The organism is Comamonas halotolerans, from assembly GCF_030162935.1.
Lineage (GTDB): Bacteria > Pseudomonadota > Gammaproteobacteria > Burkholderiales > Burkholderiaceae_C > Comamonas > Comamonas halotolerans.
This window is the reverse complement of sequence record NZ_JASAUZ010000007.1, coordinates 1-15608: the sequence shown is the minus strand read 5'-3', so window position 1 is coordinate 15608 and position 15608 is coordinate 1. Positions and strand designations below refer to the sequence as shown.

Here is a 15608-nt window from a genome sequence, read left to right as displayed (position 1 = left end):
CCACAGCCGACTTGCATTCTTAGATCTTCTTTTCAGCAGTTACGGGTGGCATGCTAACTACCTATTTTAAAAATCTCCTGTATCCATTTAAGCAAATGAATGGATATTATAGATAATATTACACAAAATAATTAATGCAATATCAAGTCTAGATAAATTTCTTTGTGAATATTATTATATGCCTTAAATAAAGAGCTCCGCAGAGCCCTTTATTTATTATCAATTAGTCGATCGCTGGTTTATAAGTCCCATCAGCAATAGGTTTTTTGATGCGATCGGCCTCACTGAGTACCTGTGCCAGCAATTGCTGAACGTTTTCCAGCGTGGCAATCGGGCTCAAGGTGGTCATCTTCAACGATTGCACTTGCCCCACTTTGGTCACACCGATATTGGCCTCACCGCGTGCAAACAATTCGTCGGCGACGTTTTGGTTCAGTGCATCTAGCAGTTCTGCGGGATAGCCCTGTGGTATCACGCGAAATAAAACTGATGCGAACTGCGGCTCCACCAGCAGCTCCAAACCTTCAGTCGCCGTGATGTAGTTCGCCACCTCACGGGTCAGCTTTACGCCATGGTCAATCATGGAGCCGTACAGATCTTCGCCCAGGGCTTCAATCGTCATCCACAGCTTCAGCGCATCAAAACGGCGCGTGGTTTGCAGCGATTTGGACACCAGATTCGGCACGCCATGCTCTTCGTCGTAAGCAGAGTTCAGATACTCAGCCTCGTAGTGCATGAAGCGGTAGTTCGCTTCCTCTTTGAGCAAGAACGCGCCACAAGAGATGCTTTGGAAGAAATGCTTGTGAAAGTCCAGCGTGATCGAGTCAGCCAGCTCCATGCCTACCAAAAGGTCGCGGTGGTGCTGCGAGAGAATCAACGCACCACCCCAGGCTGCATCCACGTGCATCCACGCTCCATATTGGGCACTGATGGCGCGCACTTGCGGTAGTGGATCGATCGCCCCTGCATCGGTGGTGCCCGCCGTAGCCACTACGCATGCCACGATATTGCCTTCAGCCTGCAGGCGGGCCATGGTCTGCGCCAGCGCATCTATGTCCATGCGAGCATCTACATCTACTGGAACGGTCACCACGGACTGAAAGCCCATGCCCATCATGGCCATGTTTTTTTGCACGGAGAAGTGTGCGTTCTCCGAACAGATGACTTTGACCTTGCGCATCGCATCCGCAGGAATGCCGTCGCGCTGCACCGACCAAGACTGGCCCTGCTCGTTCTTCCAGTGCTTGGCAATGCAGGCATCTCGCGCCAGCAGCACGCCCATCAAGTTGGACTGTGTGCCGCCCGATGTAAAGACGCCCGCGTTGCCTGCGCAATAGCCCACTTTTTGGCGCAACCAGTCAATCAACTGCACTTCCATCAACGAACCCGCCGGGCTTTGGTCCCACGAATCCATAGACTGGTTGGTGGCGTTGATCAGCACCTCTGCGATTTGGCTGGCCACCATCGTCGGACAGTGCAAATGCGCGAGCGAATGGGGGTGGTGCACTTTCAGGCTTTTGTGCAAGAAAAGCTCGACCATGCGCTGCAACGCTGGTTGCACGCCCATGCCCTCTTTCGAGGGGAGGAATGCAATCGCGCTGCGCAGATCCCTGATGCTGCCGCCCGTATACATCTTGTCGTTTTGCAGCCAGGAAGCCACGGCCTGAGTAGCTTGCGCCATGGCCTGCGTGTAGTCGGCAATCGATGCAGCATCGTTGCAAAGCAATGCTTTGCGGTGTTCAGAAAAATGCACCATGTTTATGCTCCGCGTACCGCGACCAGCGCCTGCGCTACTGCGCGCTTAAAGCGCACCAGCACTTCTTTACACTCGGCTTGTGTGATGATCAGCGGGCATAGCAAACGAATCACTGTGCCATTGCGCCCACCCTTTTCCAGCAGCAACTGGTTGTTGAAACATGTCGTTTGAATGGCCGCCGCCAGCTCGGCATCGGCAGGCAACGAACCCATGTGGTCTGGGGGCTGACTCTCGTCCACAATTTCAATACCCAGCATGAGGCCACGACCACGCACATTGCCAATGCAGGGAAATTCCGCTGCCATTTTCTTCAGTTCGGTTTGAAGAAAATCGCCACGCGCTTGGGCATTTTGGGCAAGGTTTTGCGCTTGGATGGCTTTCAGTGTGGCAATGCCTGTGCCCATAGCCATCTGGTTGCCGCGGAACGTGCCGGTATGGCCTGCGGGCTGCCATGCATCGAACTTGCGCTTGATACCCAGCACCGCAAGTGGCAAGCTGCCCCCAACGGCTTTGGACATTACGATGATGTCCGGTTCAATCCCCGCATGCTCGAAGGCAAACATCTTGCCGGAGCGGGCAAAGCCAGCTTGCACCTCATCCAAGATCAACACAATGCCGTGTTTTTCGGTCACTTCGCGGACTTTTTTGAGCCATTTGGTAGGTGCTACCACCACACCACCTTCGCCTTGAATGGCTTCCAAAATCACAGCAGCAGGTTTGGTCACGCCACTTTCCACATCTTCGATAAAGTTCTCGAAGTAATAGGTCAAGGCATCAACGCCTGCTTCACCACCAATTCCCAGTGGGCAGCGGTATTCATGGGGGTAAGGCATGAATTGCACGCCGGGCATCAAGCCATGCACCGCATTTTTGGCAGACAGATTGCCTGTCATGGCCAAAGAGCCGTGCGTCATGCCGTGGTAACCGCCTGAAAAGCTAATCACCGAGCTGCGGCCGGTAAAAGTTTTGGCCAGCTTGATGGCCGCCTCGGTCGCATCTGCTCCCGATGGGCCGCAAAACTGCAGGCAATACGCGTCTTTGCCACCGGGTAATTGTTCCAGCAAAGCTTCGGTAAACGCATCTTTGAGTGGCGTCGTCAAATCAAGCGTATGCAAGGGCAACCCGCTGGCCAGCGTGGTTTGAATGCTTTCAATCACTGCTGGATGGTTGTGTCCCAAAGCTAAAGTACCCGCGCCTGCCAGGCAGTCCAGATACTCAGTGCCCTCCACGTCGGTCACCCAGCAGCCGTGGGCTTTGGCAATGGCCAACGGTAATTTGCGTGGATAACTACGCACGTTCGATTCCATTTGGTTTTGACGTGTCAAATAATATTCGTTGGTTGATCGAGAAGTGGTTTTTACTAATGCAAGGCTCATATCTAATTTCAGTCTCTGATATGGGTTAAAAAAAAGTCTTTGATATTGCTATCGTAGACTCGGTGTGTTTGATCTATCAGATGGTTTCTTTCTTGAAAACCGTTAAAAAATGAAGCTGTTTTATTCATGAACCGAATTTTTTTCACATCATTTCAAAGCCATGAATAAAAATTAAGGTATGAAACAAATCCTGCCATCGTTAACTTTTAAATAAAGATAATGGCTAAGATGGAGACGCATCACCATATTGATGCGGCTCCGACGCATTGTTCACAGGTAGTCGCAGCCGCAATCACCGCGTGCATTCAAGAGCAGCAAAGCACACAACACGGGCACCGTGTCGCGCGGATGCTGGCGATCTTGGAATCGTGGGTAATGTGGGGCTAGAGCGTGCACGACAGGCTTGCAGACCATCCATACGCGTTTGCATGCGAACGCAGCCAAGGCGTTGTGCAGACATGCCGACATGCATCCTGCTATAGCAGCAATGGGATGCCAACAGGTGCTTTGGAGGGAAGTAGGCTGCAGAGGGAAAGCAGTGGGCGAATTACTTCACCTACCTCAACGGCAGGATCGCCGCAGACCCATCGTGCGTAGTCAGATGTTCGCAGTTAGCGGGAGTGCGCCAGCTTGCCTTGCAGTGGCAATAGGCGTGCAACATGGGTGCGAATGCACCACAGCATTGCTGAGTTGGAAGTCACAAAGTCAATACCCAGCGTCGTGGGTGCACGAGTCTGCATAAGCAACAAGATAAATACAGCTTCCAAAAGGAGAGCTAACTACCAAAGTCAGAACTAACTTTCGCGGCATTTTACACAAATTGCCCGATTTCACCAGGGCGCGTGGCATCCCCCCGGATAACCAGTGTCTTAAGAAGTAGAGAGTTCACAATGAGAATCTCTAGTATGAAGAAGTGCGAAATCTAAGGCTTGGAGTCATATCGAACTGAAGAGGCAGGATATGACAGGGTTGAATCGACCAGCTTTTCCTAAACAGCTTTCGGGCAATGAGCAGAGCACTGAAGAAGCATTAGTTCAATGACTGCCCTGAGCATCAGCAGTCATTGGCATATGTGAGCTGAAAGACCGCAATCAGCCTGAAACAACCCTCTGCCCCCTTGATCTGCTTTGCAACGGTAGCAATTGCACATGGTCGCATCGCAATCTATCGGCTACAGGCCACCTAGCGGTCACCTGAGCGGCGATGCTGGCAGTGCAGCAGCGACGAATTTTGGGGTGCGGAAGTCAGCATTAATCGTCATGCAGCTCAATGGCTTGCGGAAATTCAGTTGTTGCCCCCCATGAACTTCCCTATAACGCAACTCTCCTATTGCTGGACAGTGCCTTCTGCTGGATCAGCAGACACACCATTGGGCAGTGCGATCACTCGATGACTGATATTGAGCAGCTTGCTGCGCGCTTCAGTGAGCGTGACATGCAAGGCTTCACGGGGCCGCAGTTTTAGCAAACCGGCCCAGTCCCATCTCCATCAACCCTTCGGCACAGCGCACCAGGAACAGCACATCCATCCCCATACGCTGTGCCATGACCAGGCCTTCGTCAGCGCCTGCTACAAGTAAGGCCGTGGCCCAGGCATCCGCTTGCATGCAGGTGGGCGCCAGTACGGTGACTGAGGCCACGGCGTTGTTCACGGGTGCGCAGCGGCGTGCGTCCATGGTGTGAGCAAGGCGCGCATAGCCTACTTTCACATAGTGTCTGTAGTCACCGGAAGTGGCTACAGCCAGCTCCTCCAGCTCAATGACTGCGTGCACCGCCCGGTGCGAATCTTCCGGGCTTTCAAGCGCCACGGCCCAGGGGTGGCCGCTGGCCTGACTGCCCACGGCGCGCAGTTCGCCGTCCAGTGCAGCCAGCGCATGGCGCACACCGTGTTGTTGCAGCACATGGGCTATGCGATCCACTGCGTACCCTTTGGCAATACCGCACAGGTCGAGTTGCAAGGGCGCATGTTTGCGCGCGCGACCCATGGACTTTTCCAGCTCCAGGCATCCGTGCGCAGCAAGAAGCATGGACTGGCGTGCTGCGCGGATCGCCTGCGCATCAGGAGCATTACGCACCGCGCCAAAGCCCCAGGCATCAACCAACGCCCCAACGCATGGATTGAAGGCACCTGCGCTCAGACGCTGGACATCGAGCGCACAGTCCAGCACCTCCATTATTTCCTTGGTGAGGTTCACCCAGTCGCCCACGGTCGCCTGGTTCAGGCGCATGAGGTCGCTGTCCGGCTTCCAGGGCGACATCTGCTGGTCTATCTGCGCCACCACAGCACAGAGGTCCTGGTGCAAGACCGTCAGGTTCACGGTGTTTTCGGCATCAATGGTGGCAGACCAGCGTGTTCCCATGGTCGGCCCGTGCAAGGTGGTTCGCTGCAAGGCAGTAGCGGAATCAGAAGACATCTTCGGCATAGCGCTCCTTGGCTTTCAGCGCCGAGACGCTCAGCTGCAGTGGCGCAAGCACCGAGTCCAGTGCTTCGGACACACCCTGCGCCATGGCGCGGCTGCCGCAAACTCGCACAATGGCTCCCTGTGCCACTAGCTTGCATACATGGTCGGCATTTCGGCGCAGAGCATCTTGCACATAGCCACCGCCGTCGGGCACGCGGGAGAACGCCGTGTGCAAGGTCGTCAGACGCCCTTGTTCCAGCCAGAGCTGAATTTCGGGAGCAAAGTAAAAGTCCTTTTCCGGGTTGCGTCCGCCAAAGTACAGGTGCATCGGGCTGCGCTTGTCGTTACTGCGGATGAAGCCGGCCAGTGGCGCCACGCCTGTGCCTGCGCCGATCAGCAGCACGGGGCGTCGTGATCGCGGCAGTGCAAAGCTGGGGTTGGGCCGGATGAAGCAGCGGATGCTGTCTCCCATCTGCAAGCCCAGCAAATGTGTGGAGCACAGGCCGGAGGGTATCTGGCGCACGCAGATTTCCACGAACCTGTCTTTCCAGCCCGAGGCCAGAGAGTAATAGCGTGGCACAGGCGAGCCCGGAGGCACGATGCCCACAAGATCACCTGCTGCAAACCGCGCCAGACCGCGTCCGAGCAGGCGTGCGCACAGACTCTGTGCTGGCCACGCAAAGCGCAGGATCGCCGTCGCCTGCCCGGTAGCACCGGAGTAGTCTTGCCGCGCGATGAGCGTGAGCGCCACAGTAGGAGGTACGCGTGGTACATGCTCCAGCACAAGGGGTTCGCCGAGCGCTTCCGCCAGGGCCAAGCCCCAGCGTGCGAACTGCTGGCCCGATTGCTGATGGATGCACTCCAGCGGCAGCAACGCAGGCCAGCCATGTGTGCGCAGCGTCTCATCCAGCGCCTTGGCAAAAGCGCAGAAGGCCGGGAACTGCCGGTCGCCAAAGCCCAGCACTGTGACCGGAACTGCGCTGGCACTGAGCTTGGTGATCCGCTCCAGCGCGTGGCTGGCATGCGCCGGAGGTTGGCCTTCTCCATAGGTGGCAGCAAGCACCAACACCTGCCGCGTAGCAGGCGTGGTTTGAAAATTCTCCAATGCACTCGTGTGCACACAGTGGCCGCCTTGGCGCAAAGCGTCTTGCAGCGTCTGGGCAAATCCCCAGGTGCTGCCACCTTCGCTAGCCACGAAGATGAGCACGTCTGCCTGTGCCAGCGGAGTGTTGCCAGTGATGTGCGGCATCTGAAGGCGTGCCTGCCACCAGATGACAAGGCCCGACAGCCAGAACAGCAGCACGCTGGCGCCTGTGAATCCGAGCACCACGGCCCAGAGCCACGCAGCCTCGCCCGTGTGGAGCACCACGGCCAGATCGTGAATGCGCTGTGCAAGGGTTGCATCCTGCCAGGCTAGCATCTTGCCGGAGTACTGGTCTATCCAGCCCTGTCCCTGGAATGTGGTGATATTCCAGGTGTCTTCCGGGTCCGTGGCGGCGGGAAAGTTCAGCTTGCGCAAATCCTGCACCGCCATGCTTTGCAGAGGCGCAAGCTGCTCGCCAGACAAGGCAGGATTGCTGTTTATCTCGGAATAGACCTCAGGCTCGACCCTGGAATCAAGCTCTATCAACCCCAGCGTCGAGGCACTCATGGTCAGCGCCGTGAGCGATATCACGCATAGAAATGCGAGCAACACACGGCCTGCGACCACGTGGATGCGCTGCGCCAGCGTGCCACGCACTCGTGCCCCCAGCCGTCGCCAGCCACCCATACGCCTTAGCAAAAGCACCACGGCAGAGATGCACAACAGGCCCATGGTCAACGCTGTGCCCGCGGCTCCCCAGCGTCCTGCATCACCCAAAAGCAGTGACCGGTGCAAATTTTTCACCCAGCGCGGCAACACTGATGGTTGCCACGTGTCCAGCACCCTGCCATCGCCTGGATCCACATAAAACGCCTGAGGCTGCTCATCAGCAAAGCTGAACACCACGATGGAACCCGAGGGCAAGCGACGAACCTCCTCTACCCCCGTGATGTTGCGGGTCACGCGCTCTACCAGTAAAGCTACGGACAAATCGTCCGACGCAGCAGGTGCATGCCACGCCTGTTGCACCGGGTCTATTGCCAGGATGGCACCTGTGACACCCAGTATCATGGCCAATGTGCCAATAGTCAGGCCCAGCCAGCGGTGGATTGCTTTCCAACCCATGAGAAGCCTCTTACTGGAATTGAAAGTTCACCGACTGGATGTATTGCTTGCCAGCCTGCGGCTTGCCGACGTTGCTTGAGGTCAGCGGAACGCGAACCTCCGAAGGGCTGTCTCGCATGTCTTCCACGGCAGCATCAATGCGAATTTCATAACCTGCGTCAATCAGTGCATCTGCCAGATCCATTGTGACTTTCAGCGTACGTCCTGCGCCCACGCTTGCGCCAGTGACTCCGTCCAGGCGTTTGGTATCACCAGCAGAAAGCCGGTTCCAGTCAGATAAATGCTTGTAGTACTTGGCCTTGCCTCCTGCCACCCAGAGCGTACGCACATAGGAACCATTGGCATCGGTCAGATACGCAGCCAAGTAAGCGCCATCGCCTCCATAGTTCTTGAGCTGGGCGGTCAGGGTCAGCGGGCGGCTTTGCGCCAGTGCAGGAAAGGCCAGCGCACAAGCGGTAGCCAAAATAGTCGAAAGAGGTTTGGACATGGTATTGCTCCTGTTGGAATGGCGGTTACTCGATTTGCCCCCTGGGCAAAGTGCCAGGGTTGGACAAAGGCGTTGGCTCAGCGGTGTTATCTGGAGATTGCGGCTGGGTGTAGCGACTTGAAGCCTCGTGATCGCGGTCTCGGTCACGTTTGTGGTCGCGCTGATGCTTGCTTTGCTTGATCTTCAACACCTTCAATGTTTCCGGATCAATCTTGGCTTTGAAGCTGCGCCCTTGTGCATCTGTGCCACGTATTTCGTAGCAGCCATCGTCAATCTTCAGCCGCTGGATTTCCCACCCTTGAGCAGCGGCCATATCTCGCACAGCTTCCCGCGTTTGCCAGCGATGCAAAGGTGCATCGCAATCGTCACCGGCCCATGAGGGCATAGCACCCAAGCCTAGAGACAAGGCCAGCAGGACATGGCGCAAAGTCTGAGGGTGTTCCATGGAAGGCTCCTATCAAAAAGGGCTTGCACATGACAGCTCGCCGTGCAGGCGATCTCTTGTATGAAGACGCAGGAGCCCTACCCAGCACATCAAGGACTACAGCGTGTGAGAAGGTCACGCCAAGCCCGAAAGCGTGACGGTCTCCATGGCTGCAGTGATCAACCATTGATGCAATTCCTGCACAAATTTGTCATGCAAACGGTAATTGCTCCCCCGTTGAGTGGCATTTTGGCAATACCGTTATGAATGTAAGCTGAACGGCGTGTTAACTCTTTGACTTATTCAGCATACAACGCGCCAACTAATTAGCCGCCGTTGAATCGCCCAGCTTTTGGTCGATCATTCCAAACAGATATCAATTTGGTTTTCGGTATTGATACTGATACCTATTTCAGTCAAGTCCATAAACAGCCACTGTCAACTTCGAGTTGTTGTAGTGCCTCTGGTTGATCGTGTGCAGTAGAGATTGTGCGAATACGCACATGCCCGCAACTCACTACAACGGTAGCCGTTTACGCAATGACATTCAATCTATCCACGTCGAATACAAACAAGGGGCTGATGTCTAAGCAATTTCTTGCTCTATTTGCTGTATTCCTCAAGCAATGATCGAATATCTTCTTTTGATAGAGATTTTGAATTTAATACTGCAACAAGATCCTCTTTAGACAAAGGATATTCAAACAGAAGTTGTTTGAGTTGCTCTGCGCCAATTGGAAATGCAGTAAGAGGATCTAACCAGAATTTTTCTGTCACTTGTTTGGGCTCAAGCATTACTCCTTCTACATTGATGTAAACCTTATATCTTGCAAACCCTTCCGGAAAGCTCTGATCGTAGTAAAGACTTGTCCCTTTCGGGAGAAGATATGTTTGTTTCACCTCTCCAGCACCAGTGAGCATTAACGGAAACTCTAGTTTATATACCAGTGGTTTACTTTTCTCTTGATAGATTTTTAAAGAATGATTGACAATGAAAATTGACAAGCTCATAAGAAAAGCAAAGGTGATAGCTCGATATATTTTTCTATGTTTCATTGTTTGCCTGTGTGTTGTTCATAGCGTTTACTTTCCATTAACGAATAAATTCGCCAATTGCCATTTACAGGAGTATGGACCAATATTAAAAAAATTTTAAGATCTTAATCACGTCATACACAACATATTTATTTATAGAAAAATTAATTTATACTTTATGGAAAATAATTTACAATCTCTTTTTTGAAGTTGAAATTGCTTATCGTAATTCTATATTTTTTCAATTTAAAATCAGGTGGTGAGCTTGCTTCATATTAAATTGATATAGGTGATGACTTTGCTTTTATTGATTTCTCCGGATCATCACCAGCATCAGAAATTAATGATATTGAATTTAAACAGCTTTGTATAATTATTTTATCCAGAAGATTGAGAGTCTTTTTGTTAAATTCTAGAAATACCAAGTAATCTTCATAACCTGCACCGCAAAACTTCTCCGGTGAATCTGGGTTGGATTTTGTCCTGATTATTCCTACACTATAGTAAATCCCATTTACATATTTTATTGTGTCGGGTATAAGGCGAAAGTATTCTGCTTTTTCAAGCAAATCTTCAATTCTATTATCTATTGATGTTTTTTTGACTTCTGACTCTTTCGTTTCAACACATGTATGCGTATCAAAACAAACTCTAAACTCAGAACTCATCGAGTAAGAAGCATGAGAGAATAGAAAAATGAACAATATCAAATTTTTTAGTAAAAATATCCGCATAGCATAACTGATGTGGTTCAATAATTTAAATATTTCACCTGATTAAGAAAAGTGATTCACCCAATCTTTACAAACACTTACAAAAACCAGAATTTTCCTACCAAAAATTTTAGAAGCATCATTTCTTCATTATAAATAATTGGCAAGTCATTGATTTTTAGCACCCTAAGCAAACGGCGACAATTTAAAATAAAATATACTTTACCACAAGAAGATTGATTCAACATCTCCCTAATATCATTATTTAGCAATGCCTTTTGTATAGCCTTCATGAAAATTGGGTACAAACTCTCCTTGTGCATTGGGAGGTGAGTATTGCCATAGCGTAGCCATACACACAACATCTAGAGTGGAAAGCATTAAGGCTTGAGCTATAGAATACTGTTGATTTTTTTGCTGGCAGATTCACCACTGCAGAACCTTTCATAGTAAATATTATTTATCATTTTTAAACATGACTCATTGCAAAAACAATCAAGTTAACTTAAAAATCTATATATAAATCAAAACCCTTAAATTAATTTAAATATATTTTCATTCTATATCACACATGATTCAAAATGATAAACCCAATGGATCCGTGTTAATTTTTATACTTACTTCCGAATCTCCAGGAAAGTCATCAGAATATGCTTTCATCTTCATGGGGAAATATATTAAATTTTCTTTTAATTTATTCGAGAAAAATGGTTTTTTACTCCACACACAGAAAGGCTCTTCAAATATTATTTGAATTTCAGATTCTTTGTAAAAAATTATGCTACAGTAGTTTTCCAAATTCAAACTAGCTATATGAATAAAAGATTCATTACTTCTTACCGTCATCAGCGCATATAATTGATAATCTTCTCCGACATTTTTATTTATTATCTCTAGAAAATTTTTTTCCGAATTTAATGTTGCTTTCTTGCTTATTTTTATTTCAATAGGTAAATCATTTGTTTTAGCCAATACAGGATTAGAAAATAAAAAATAAGAAATTATAGCCACTTTCAAAAGCATCACAGTCCTTAAAAAATAGGCCAAAAGATTATATCTAACAACATTTAACATTAACTTGAATTATAAAGTTGATTTCACATCAAAGAAATCCCATGAATATGTAAAATCATCTTCCCTTCAGACTCCCCTATTCGTGTAATTTACTCATCGTTATGAAGCATTTGCCTATAATTTAAAGACAATGCAAAACCACTAATTTGGTACTACATCTTCCAAAAATTCAATGCTCTCTAAAATTCTGAAAGAATAAGATGGGATATCAATATTTTTTTTATTTTTTATAAAGTCAATATATCCTATCTCACTGCTACCACAAATAGCGCTTTCTTTATATTTTATGCAATACCACAGATGTCTTAGGCGAAAACGCTCCTCTCCTGTTGTATCATCAAATAAAAGTGTCCAGCCTTCCGCATTCACTGAATGAAACGGAATACGTATAACGCCATCTTCATCTGTGTAAATTCTTCTACCGTCTTTAATGATGAAATTATAATCCCCCATTGTGGATCTATTTTTCCAAGCCTCATGAAATTGTTTTTCTTCGGTGCTATAACATTCGAAATCAAATCCCTATTTTCCATTGTGGGAAAAATTAGGTCCTATTTCAATTGAAAAACCAGCAATTCCTTTGTAATTTTTTCTTTGATCTCCTTGGCCAATTTTCACCCCTGTAGGGAGATCTAATTTTATTCTGCAACCTGGACCAAGATTTGCAATTTGTGATTCAAATTTCCCTGTCCGTATAAATTCTGCGCGGTCTTTTTCTACTTGAGCTTCGGCAGTTAATTGAAAAAGAGAAATGATGATGAAGAGGTATTTCATCATAGAGGCTTCCTTTTTGTGTAACCTTCAGGAAAATCAAGCATTAACTCTCCTCGTGTATCGGGGAGCTTTGCTTCAGTGAGTATTACCATGGCGTAACCATACACACAACATCTAGAGTCAAACCCATTAAGAATTGAACTATAGAGGCTGTTGATTTTTGCTGGCAGATTGACAGCTGAAGAAGCCTTCCAGAATGATGGGCTTCAGTAATAGGTCTTAGAACCTTCCATTCTTACTAGGCTGGTCAATATAATTTATTTCCAATTTTATTTGTAAATTATGGACATTGCAATGTGTATGGGGTGAAATAACCAGTTCCATTAAAAACATACCATGGAACTGATGCGCTACTAAGGCAAAATCCTTTTGAATCTAGGCGGTATATCAATGAAAATTCATGAGTGTATATTGGACCATCAATACTTGTTTTTATATCTATTGTGTAAATTATGTCTTTAAACCCATCTCCATCGATATCTAAAAACACAGGTTTTTTCACAAAATCGCAATAAGGCCATCCGATGTAGCTCCCTAATCTATTGTCGGATACCCAATTAAGTGAACAACTTCCATCGCTCGTATCTTTAATTGGAACGATAATTCCTTGACTATTTAAAGACTTCCATTCTTGGACCCCAATCTTTGGAATACGCAGATATTTAAGTTGAATATTATTCTTTTTTGAAATTTGGTTAAGTATCTTCTTTGTATTTAGCTTTGAACTTGCAAAATATATTATTTCATCTACTTCTTGCTGATCCGCATAAGCAGGCATATAAAAAGCAATTATTAAAAAAATGAGCCTAATCATTCTATTGGATCCTAGAAAAATCTACCAGTATTATTCCACGCGGCGTTACATATTCTTTAGCGACCTCCTCCTCAACGGAGTCAGATAAACTGCGAAAAATGAATTGAGAGTAGGCTTGTCGATCAAAATAGCCATTCCCTCCTCCATTTACCAAGACATTTACTCTACCGATAGACTGCCCATCAAAAGCACGATCACACACACGATTAATGTTTATATTTTTATTACCAGTAGAACGACTTACCCAATAAAATCCACCGCTGTCGCATGCTGCATATGGGTCATTTTTTACCGTAGACGGATCATAGCGAGGAAACCATACTCTTGCAGTCCCTGAAACACCTATAATCACTCCTTTTTTATCACGTAAGGTTGGGTCAGCGAAATAGTGTGTGGATGTAGTGTTTATTCTCTGAAGCCTGTCATTGTAACGTCCATTAGGTACATCGGGGAGAGCGTGCTTTGATCGGTATTTCCCATAATCATCATAATTTCCAGCCCAAGTCAACTGCATGACTCCTCTACCGTAAAATGCTGAATAGTATTTAGCCATAGGTATATTTTTATTTTCAGCGCCATAACCATATTCCTCCATTGTCCGCCAGCGATCAGTTTCCAAGAAAATCTGGGCTAAAAACATTGTTATTCTTTGGGGGTTGGAGATTAAATACTTTCTCATTACTCTACAAAGAGGTAATCTATAATTACCAATTCTTTCTTTTGCTTGAGTACTATTTATTTGATAAATATTAGGGTTGCCTGTTTTGTGAGCGATATACTTATTTCCGGATTTTTCATAAAAAAAATATCTTGGAAATGTTTGTGCGAGCTCATCTTCACTCAACCACCCACACTTTCTAAAATGCGCAATAAATTCGCGTGGATGAAAATGCCAGTGTGTAAAAGTCAGCCTGTCCCTGTCTTCCTGGGGTAGGTCTTCCCAAAAGCATAGTTTTTCTGCAAATGTCACTACTTTCTCGAACTCTTCGTCGTCCAGCGGAAACGGCATGTAAGGGTTGCCTTTGGCTTTGATCCATGCCCATCTGCTTCTGAGTTCGTTTTTGGCCCATTCGGTGGGGAACTTGCAAATTGTTTTGGCCAGTTTTTCTTGCACGTCAGGCTTGCACAGGTTTTGCAATCGGTTGGCCGCTCTTTGCTCGGGCGTGGTTTGTGCGGTTTCCGGGGCTTGTGGCGGGGGAGTTGATGGGCCGATGAGGCTGGGTGGCCCAGCAGGCGCTGTCTTGGGCTGGGCGGCTGGTGAGAGCATGGCATCAATCAGGGCCGAGTTGCACTGGCTGTTGTTGTCCTCGGTATCGTCGTCTATGAGCTTCCAGCCCATCCAGTGCGGGAAATCCGCATCACTGAATTTGTAGGTGCCTGCTGCGTTGAGGTTGACCCACGCGCCTTGGGGATGGCTGGGTAAAACGACCTTGCGCCAATGCTCAGCATGGGCAGGCAATGGATCGGGACCCAGGTTGCGGCCAAAGCGCAGCAGTTCATACCAGCCGCTAGGGCTGCTGTTGGCTCGCTCATTAGGGCTGAGCGCAGCGTGGCGTTGGTTGGCCTCAGCGTAGAGCCGGTATTCGGCATCGGTTTCGACCGGAGCACTGCCAACAATCTCTCCCGTGAGCTGGTAGGTGGTGAGTGTGGCGTGGCCTTGCTCATATTGAATGCCGATGATCAAGTCTGCATCACCGCTGTCTCCACTCGCAATTGGCAACGGAGAGTTTCCTGGCTGCGTGGCGTGACATACGCTTTGGGCGGGCAGCAAAACATAGAGCTGCCCATAGACCGTGTTGGAGCGTCCGTCTTGGTTGAGGGGTAGCTCCGCTGTATTGCGGCCCACCAGCTTTTGCGTGTCTGCATCGCCAGCAATGATTTCCAGGTGGATGCGGTTGGGTTGCCCGTGAATATCACCTGCCAGACCCAGTTTGTCTTTGCGGTAGATGGGCTGGTTGAGTGCTGGCAAGGCAGCGTCCAGCTTTCTCAGGTGCTGGTAAATGGAGTAGTAGGTGACTTCAACCGCTGTAGCGCCGTTGGTTCCTGGGTCAGCACCGATTTCTGTGGTGTGGCGAATGACGACGCAGCCGGTGGAGTGCGGCTGACCGTCGTATTCGGCGGTACCGCCTTCACGCCGGAAGATCACGATGCCATCTGCAATAGCCCGCACAGGCTCATTGGCGTTGGGGGCTGTGATGTGAGCGCCGCCATGCCAGACCATGGCTTGGCCGAGGGGGAATCCACCGCTACCCAAAATGCCCCCGGACATCACACTACGTACACATTGCTCGTCGTAGACAGCAGTATCTGTTCTCGACAGAAAAGGTGGGCTGATGATCATTGCTTGCTAGGGCTAACCGAGAAAATGAATTTATGGACTGGAGGTGTCAGCCGTGGTGGCTCAAGTGATACGTTGCCCACCGGCAAGTCGGGCAACTGCGCCGCAGAGCTGCCCGGCCCCACAAAGCTCTTGGTGGAGCCCTTGATGTCCAGCGTGGCAGGCATGTTCAGCGTGATGTTGCTGCCATCAAGCTCAATGCTGACC

General features: G+C 49.1%; 15 protein-coding genes. All 15 read right to left on the bottom strand.

The features are described from left to right. Nucleotides 1-223 precede the first annotated feature (223 nt). A complete protein-coding gene (locus QEP11_RS05980; protein ID WP_284335733.1) occupies nt 224-1756 on the bottom strand; it encodes a pyridoxal phosphate-dependent decarboxylase family protein in 1533 nt (510 codons plus the stop codon). Between the two features lie 2 nt (nt 1757-1758). Further along, complete coding sequence (locus QEP11_RS05975) at nt 1759-3132, bottom strand: diaminobutyrate--2-oxoglutarate transaminase (RefSeq protein ID WP_284335732.1); 1374 nt, start codon at nt 3130-3132, stop codon at nt 1759-1761. Nucleotides 3133-3743: 611 nt separating this feature from the next. Then, on the bottom strand, nt 3744-3872 hold the full coding sequence (locus tag QEP11_RS05970; protein ID WP_284335731.1) for a hypothetical protein: 129 nt from the start codon (nt 3870-3872) through the stop codon (nt 3744-3746). A 704-nt stretch (nt 3873-4576) separates the two neighbouring features. Continuing rightward, entirely contained in the window at nt 4577-5554 is a 978-nt protein-coding gene (locus tag QEP11_RS05965) for an FAD:protein FMN transferase (RefSeq protein WP_284335730.1), read from the bottom strand. Then, a complete protein-coding gene (locus tag QEP11_RS05960; RefSeq protein WP_284335729.1) occupies nt 5535-7742 on the bottom strand; it encodes a PepSY domain-containing protein in 2208 nt (735 codons plus the stop codon). The genes QEP11_RS05965 and QEP11_RS05960 overlap by 20 nt, the downstream gene beginning before the upstream one ends. Before the next feature lie 10 nt (nt 7743-7752). Beyond that, nucleotides 7753-8229, bottom strand: a complete 477-nt coding sequence (locus QEP11_RS05955; protein WP_284335728.1) for a DUF2271 domain-containing protein — start codon at nt 8227-8229, stop codon at nt 7753-7755. Between the two features lie 25 nt (nt 8230-8254). Further along, nucleotides 8255-8674 carry a PepSY domain-containing protein gene (locus QEP11_RS05950; RefSeq protein WP_284335727.1) on the bottom strand — a complete coding sequence of 140 codons (420 nt, stop codon included), beginning with the start codon at nt 8672-8674 and terminating at the stop codon, nt 8255-8257. Nucleotides 8675-9256: 582 nt separating this feature from the next. Next, on the bottom strand, nt 9257-9709 hold the full coding sequence (locus QEP11_RS05945; protein ID WP_284335726.1) for a hypothetical protein: 453 nt from the start codon (nt 9707-9709) through the stop codon (nt 9257-9259). Nucleotides 9710-9963: 254 nt separating this feature from the next. Next, complete coding sequence (locus QEP11_RS05940) at nt 9964-10356, bottom strand: hypothetical protein (RefSeq protein WP_284335725.1); 393 nt, start codon at nt 10354-10356, stop codon at nt 9964-9966. Between the two features lie 621 nt (nt 10357-10977). Further along, entirely contained in the window at nt 10978-11424 is a 447-nt protein-coding gene (locus QEP11_RS05935; RefSeq protein WP_284335724.1) for a hypothetical protein, read from the bottom strand. 192 nt (nt 11425-11616) lie between these two features. Next, nucleotides 11617-11928, bottom strand: a complete 312-nt coding sequence (locus QEP11_RS05930; RefSeq protein ID WP_284335723.1) for a hypothetical protein — start codon at nt 11926-11928, stop codon at nt 11617-11619. 69 nt (nt 11929-11997) lie between these two features. Then, entirely contained in the window at nt 11998-12252 is a 255-nt protein-coding gene (locus QEP11_RS05925) for a hypothetical protein (RefSeq protein WP_284335722.1), read from the bottom strand. A gap of 277 nt (nt 12253-12529) precedes the next feature. Then, nucleotides 12530-13063, bottom strand: a complete 534-nt coding sequence (locus QEP11_RS05920; RefSeq protein WP_284335721.1) for a hypothetical protein — start codon at nt 13061-13063, stop codon at nt 12530-12532. A gap of 1 nt (nt 13064) precedes the next feature. After that, nucleotides 13065-15404, bottom strand: a complete 2340-nt coding sequence (locus tag QEP11_RS05915; protein WP_284335720.1) for a M23 family metallopeptidase — start codon at nt 15402-15404, stop codon at nt 13065-13067. After that, a partial coding sequence (locus tag QEP11_RS05910; RefSeq protein WP_284335719.1) for a hypothetical protein occupies nt 15401-15608 on the bottom strand: 208 nt, incomplete at its 5' end. The genes QEP11_RS05915 and QEP11_RS05910, both read right to left, overlap by 4 nt.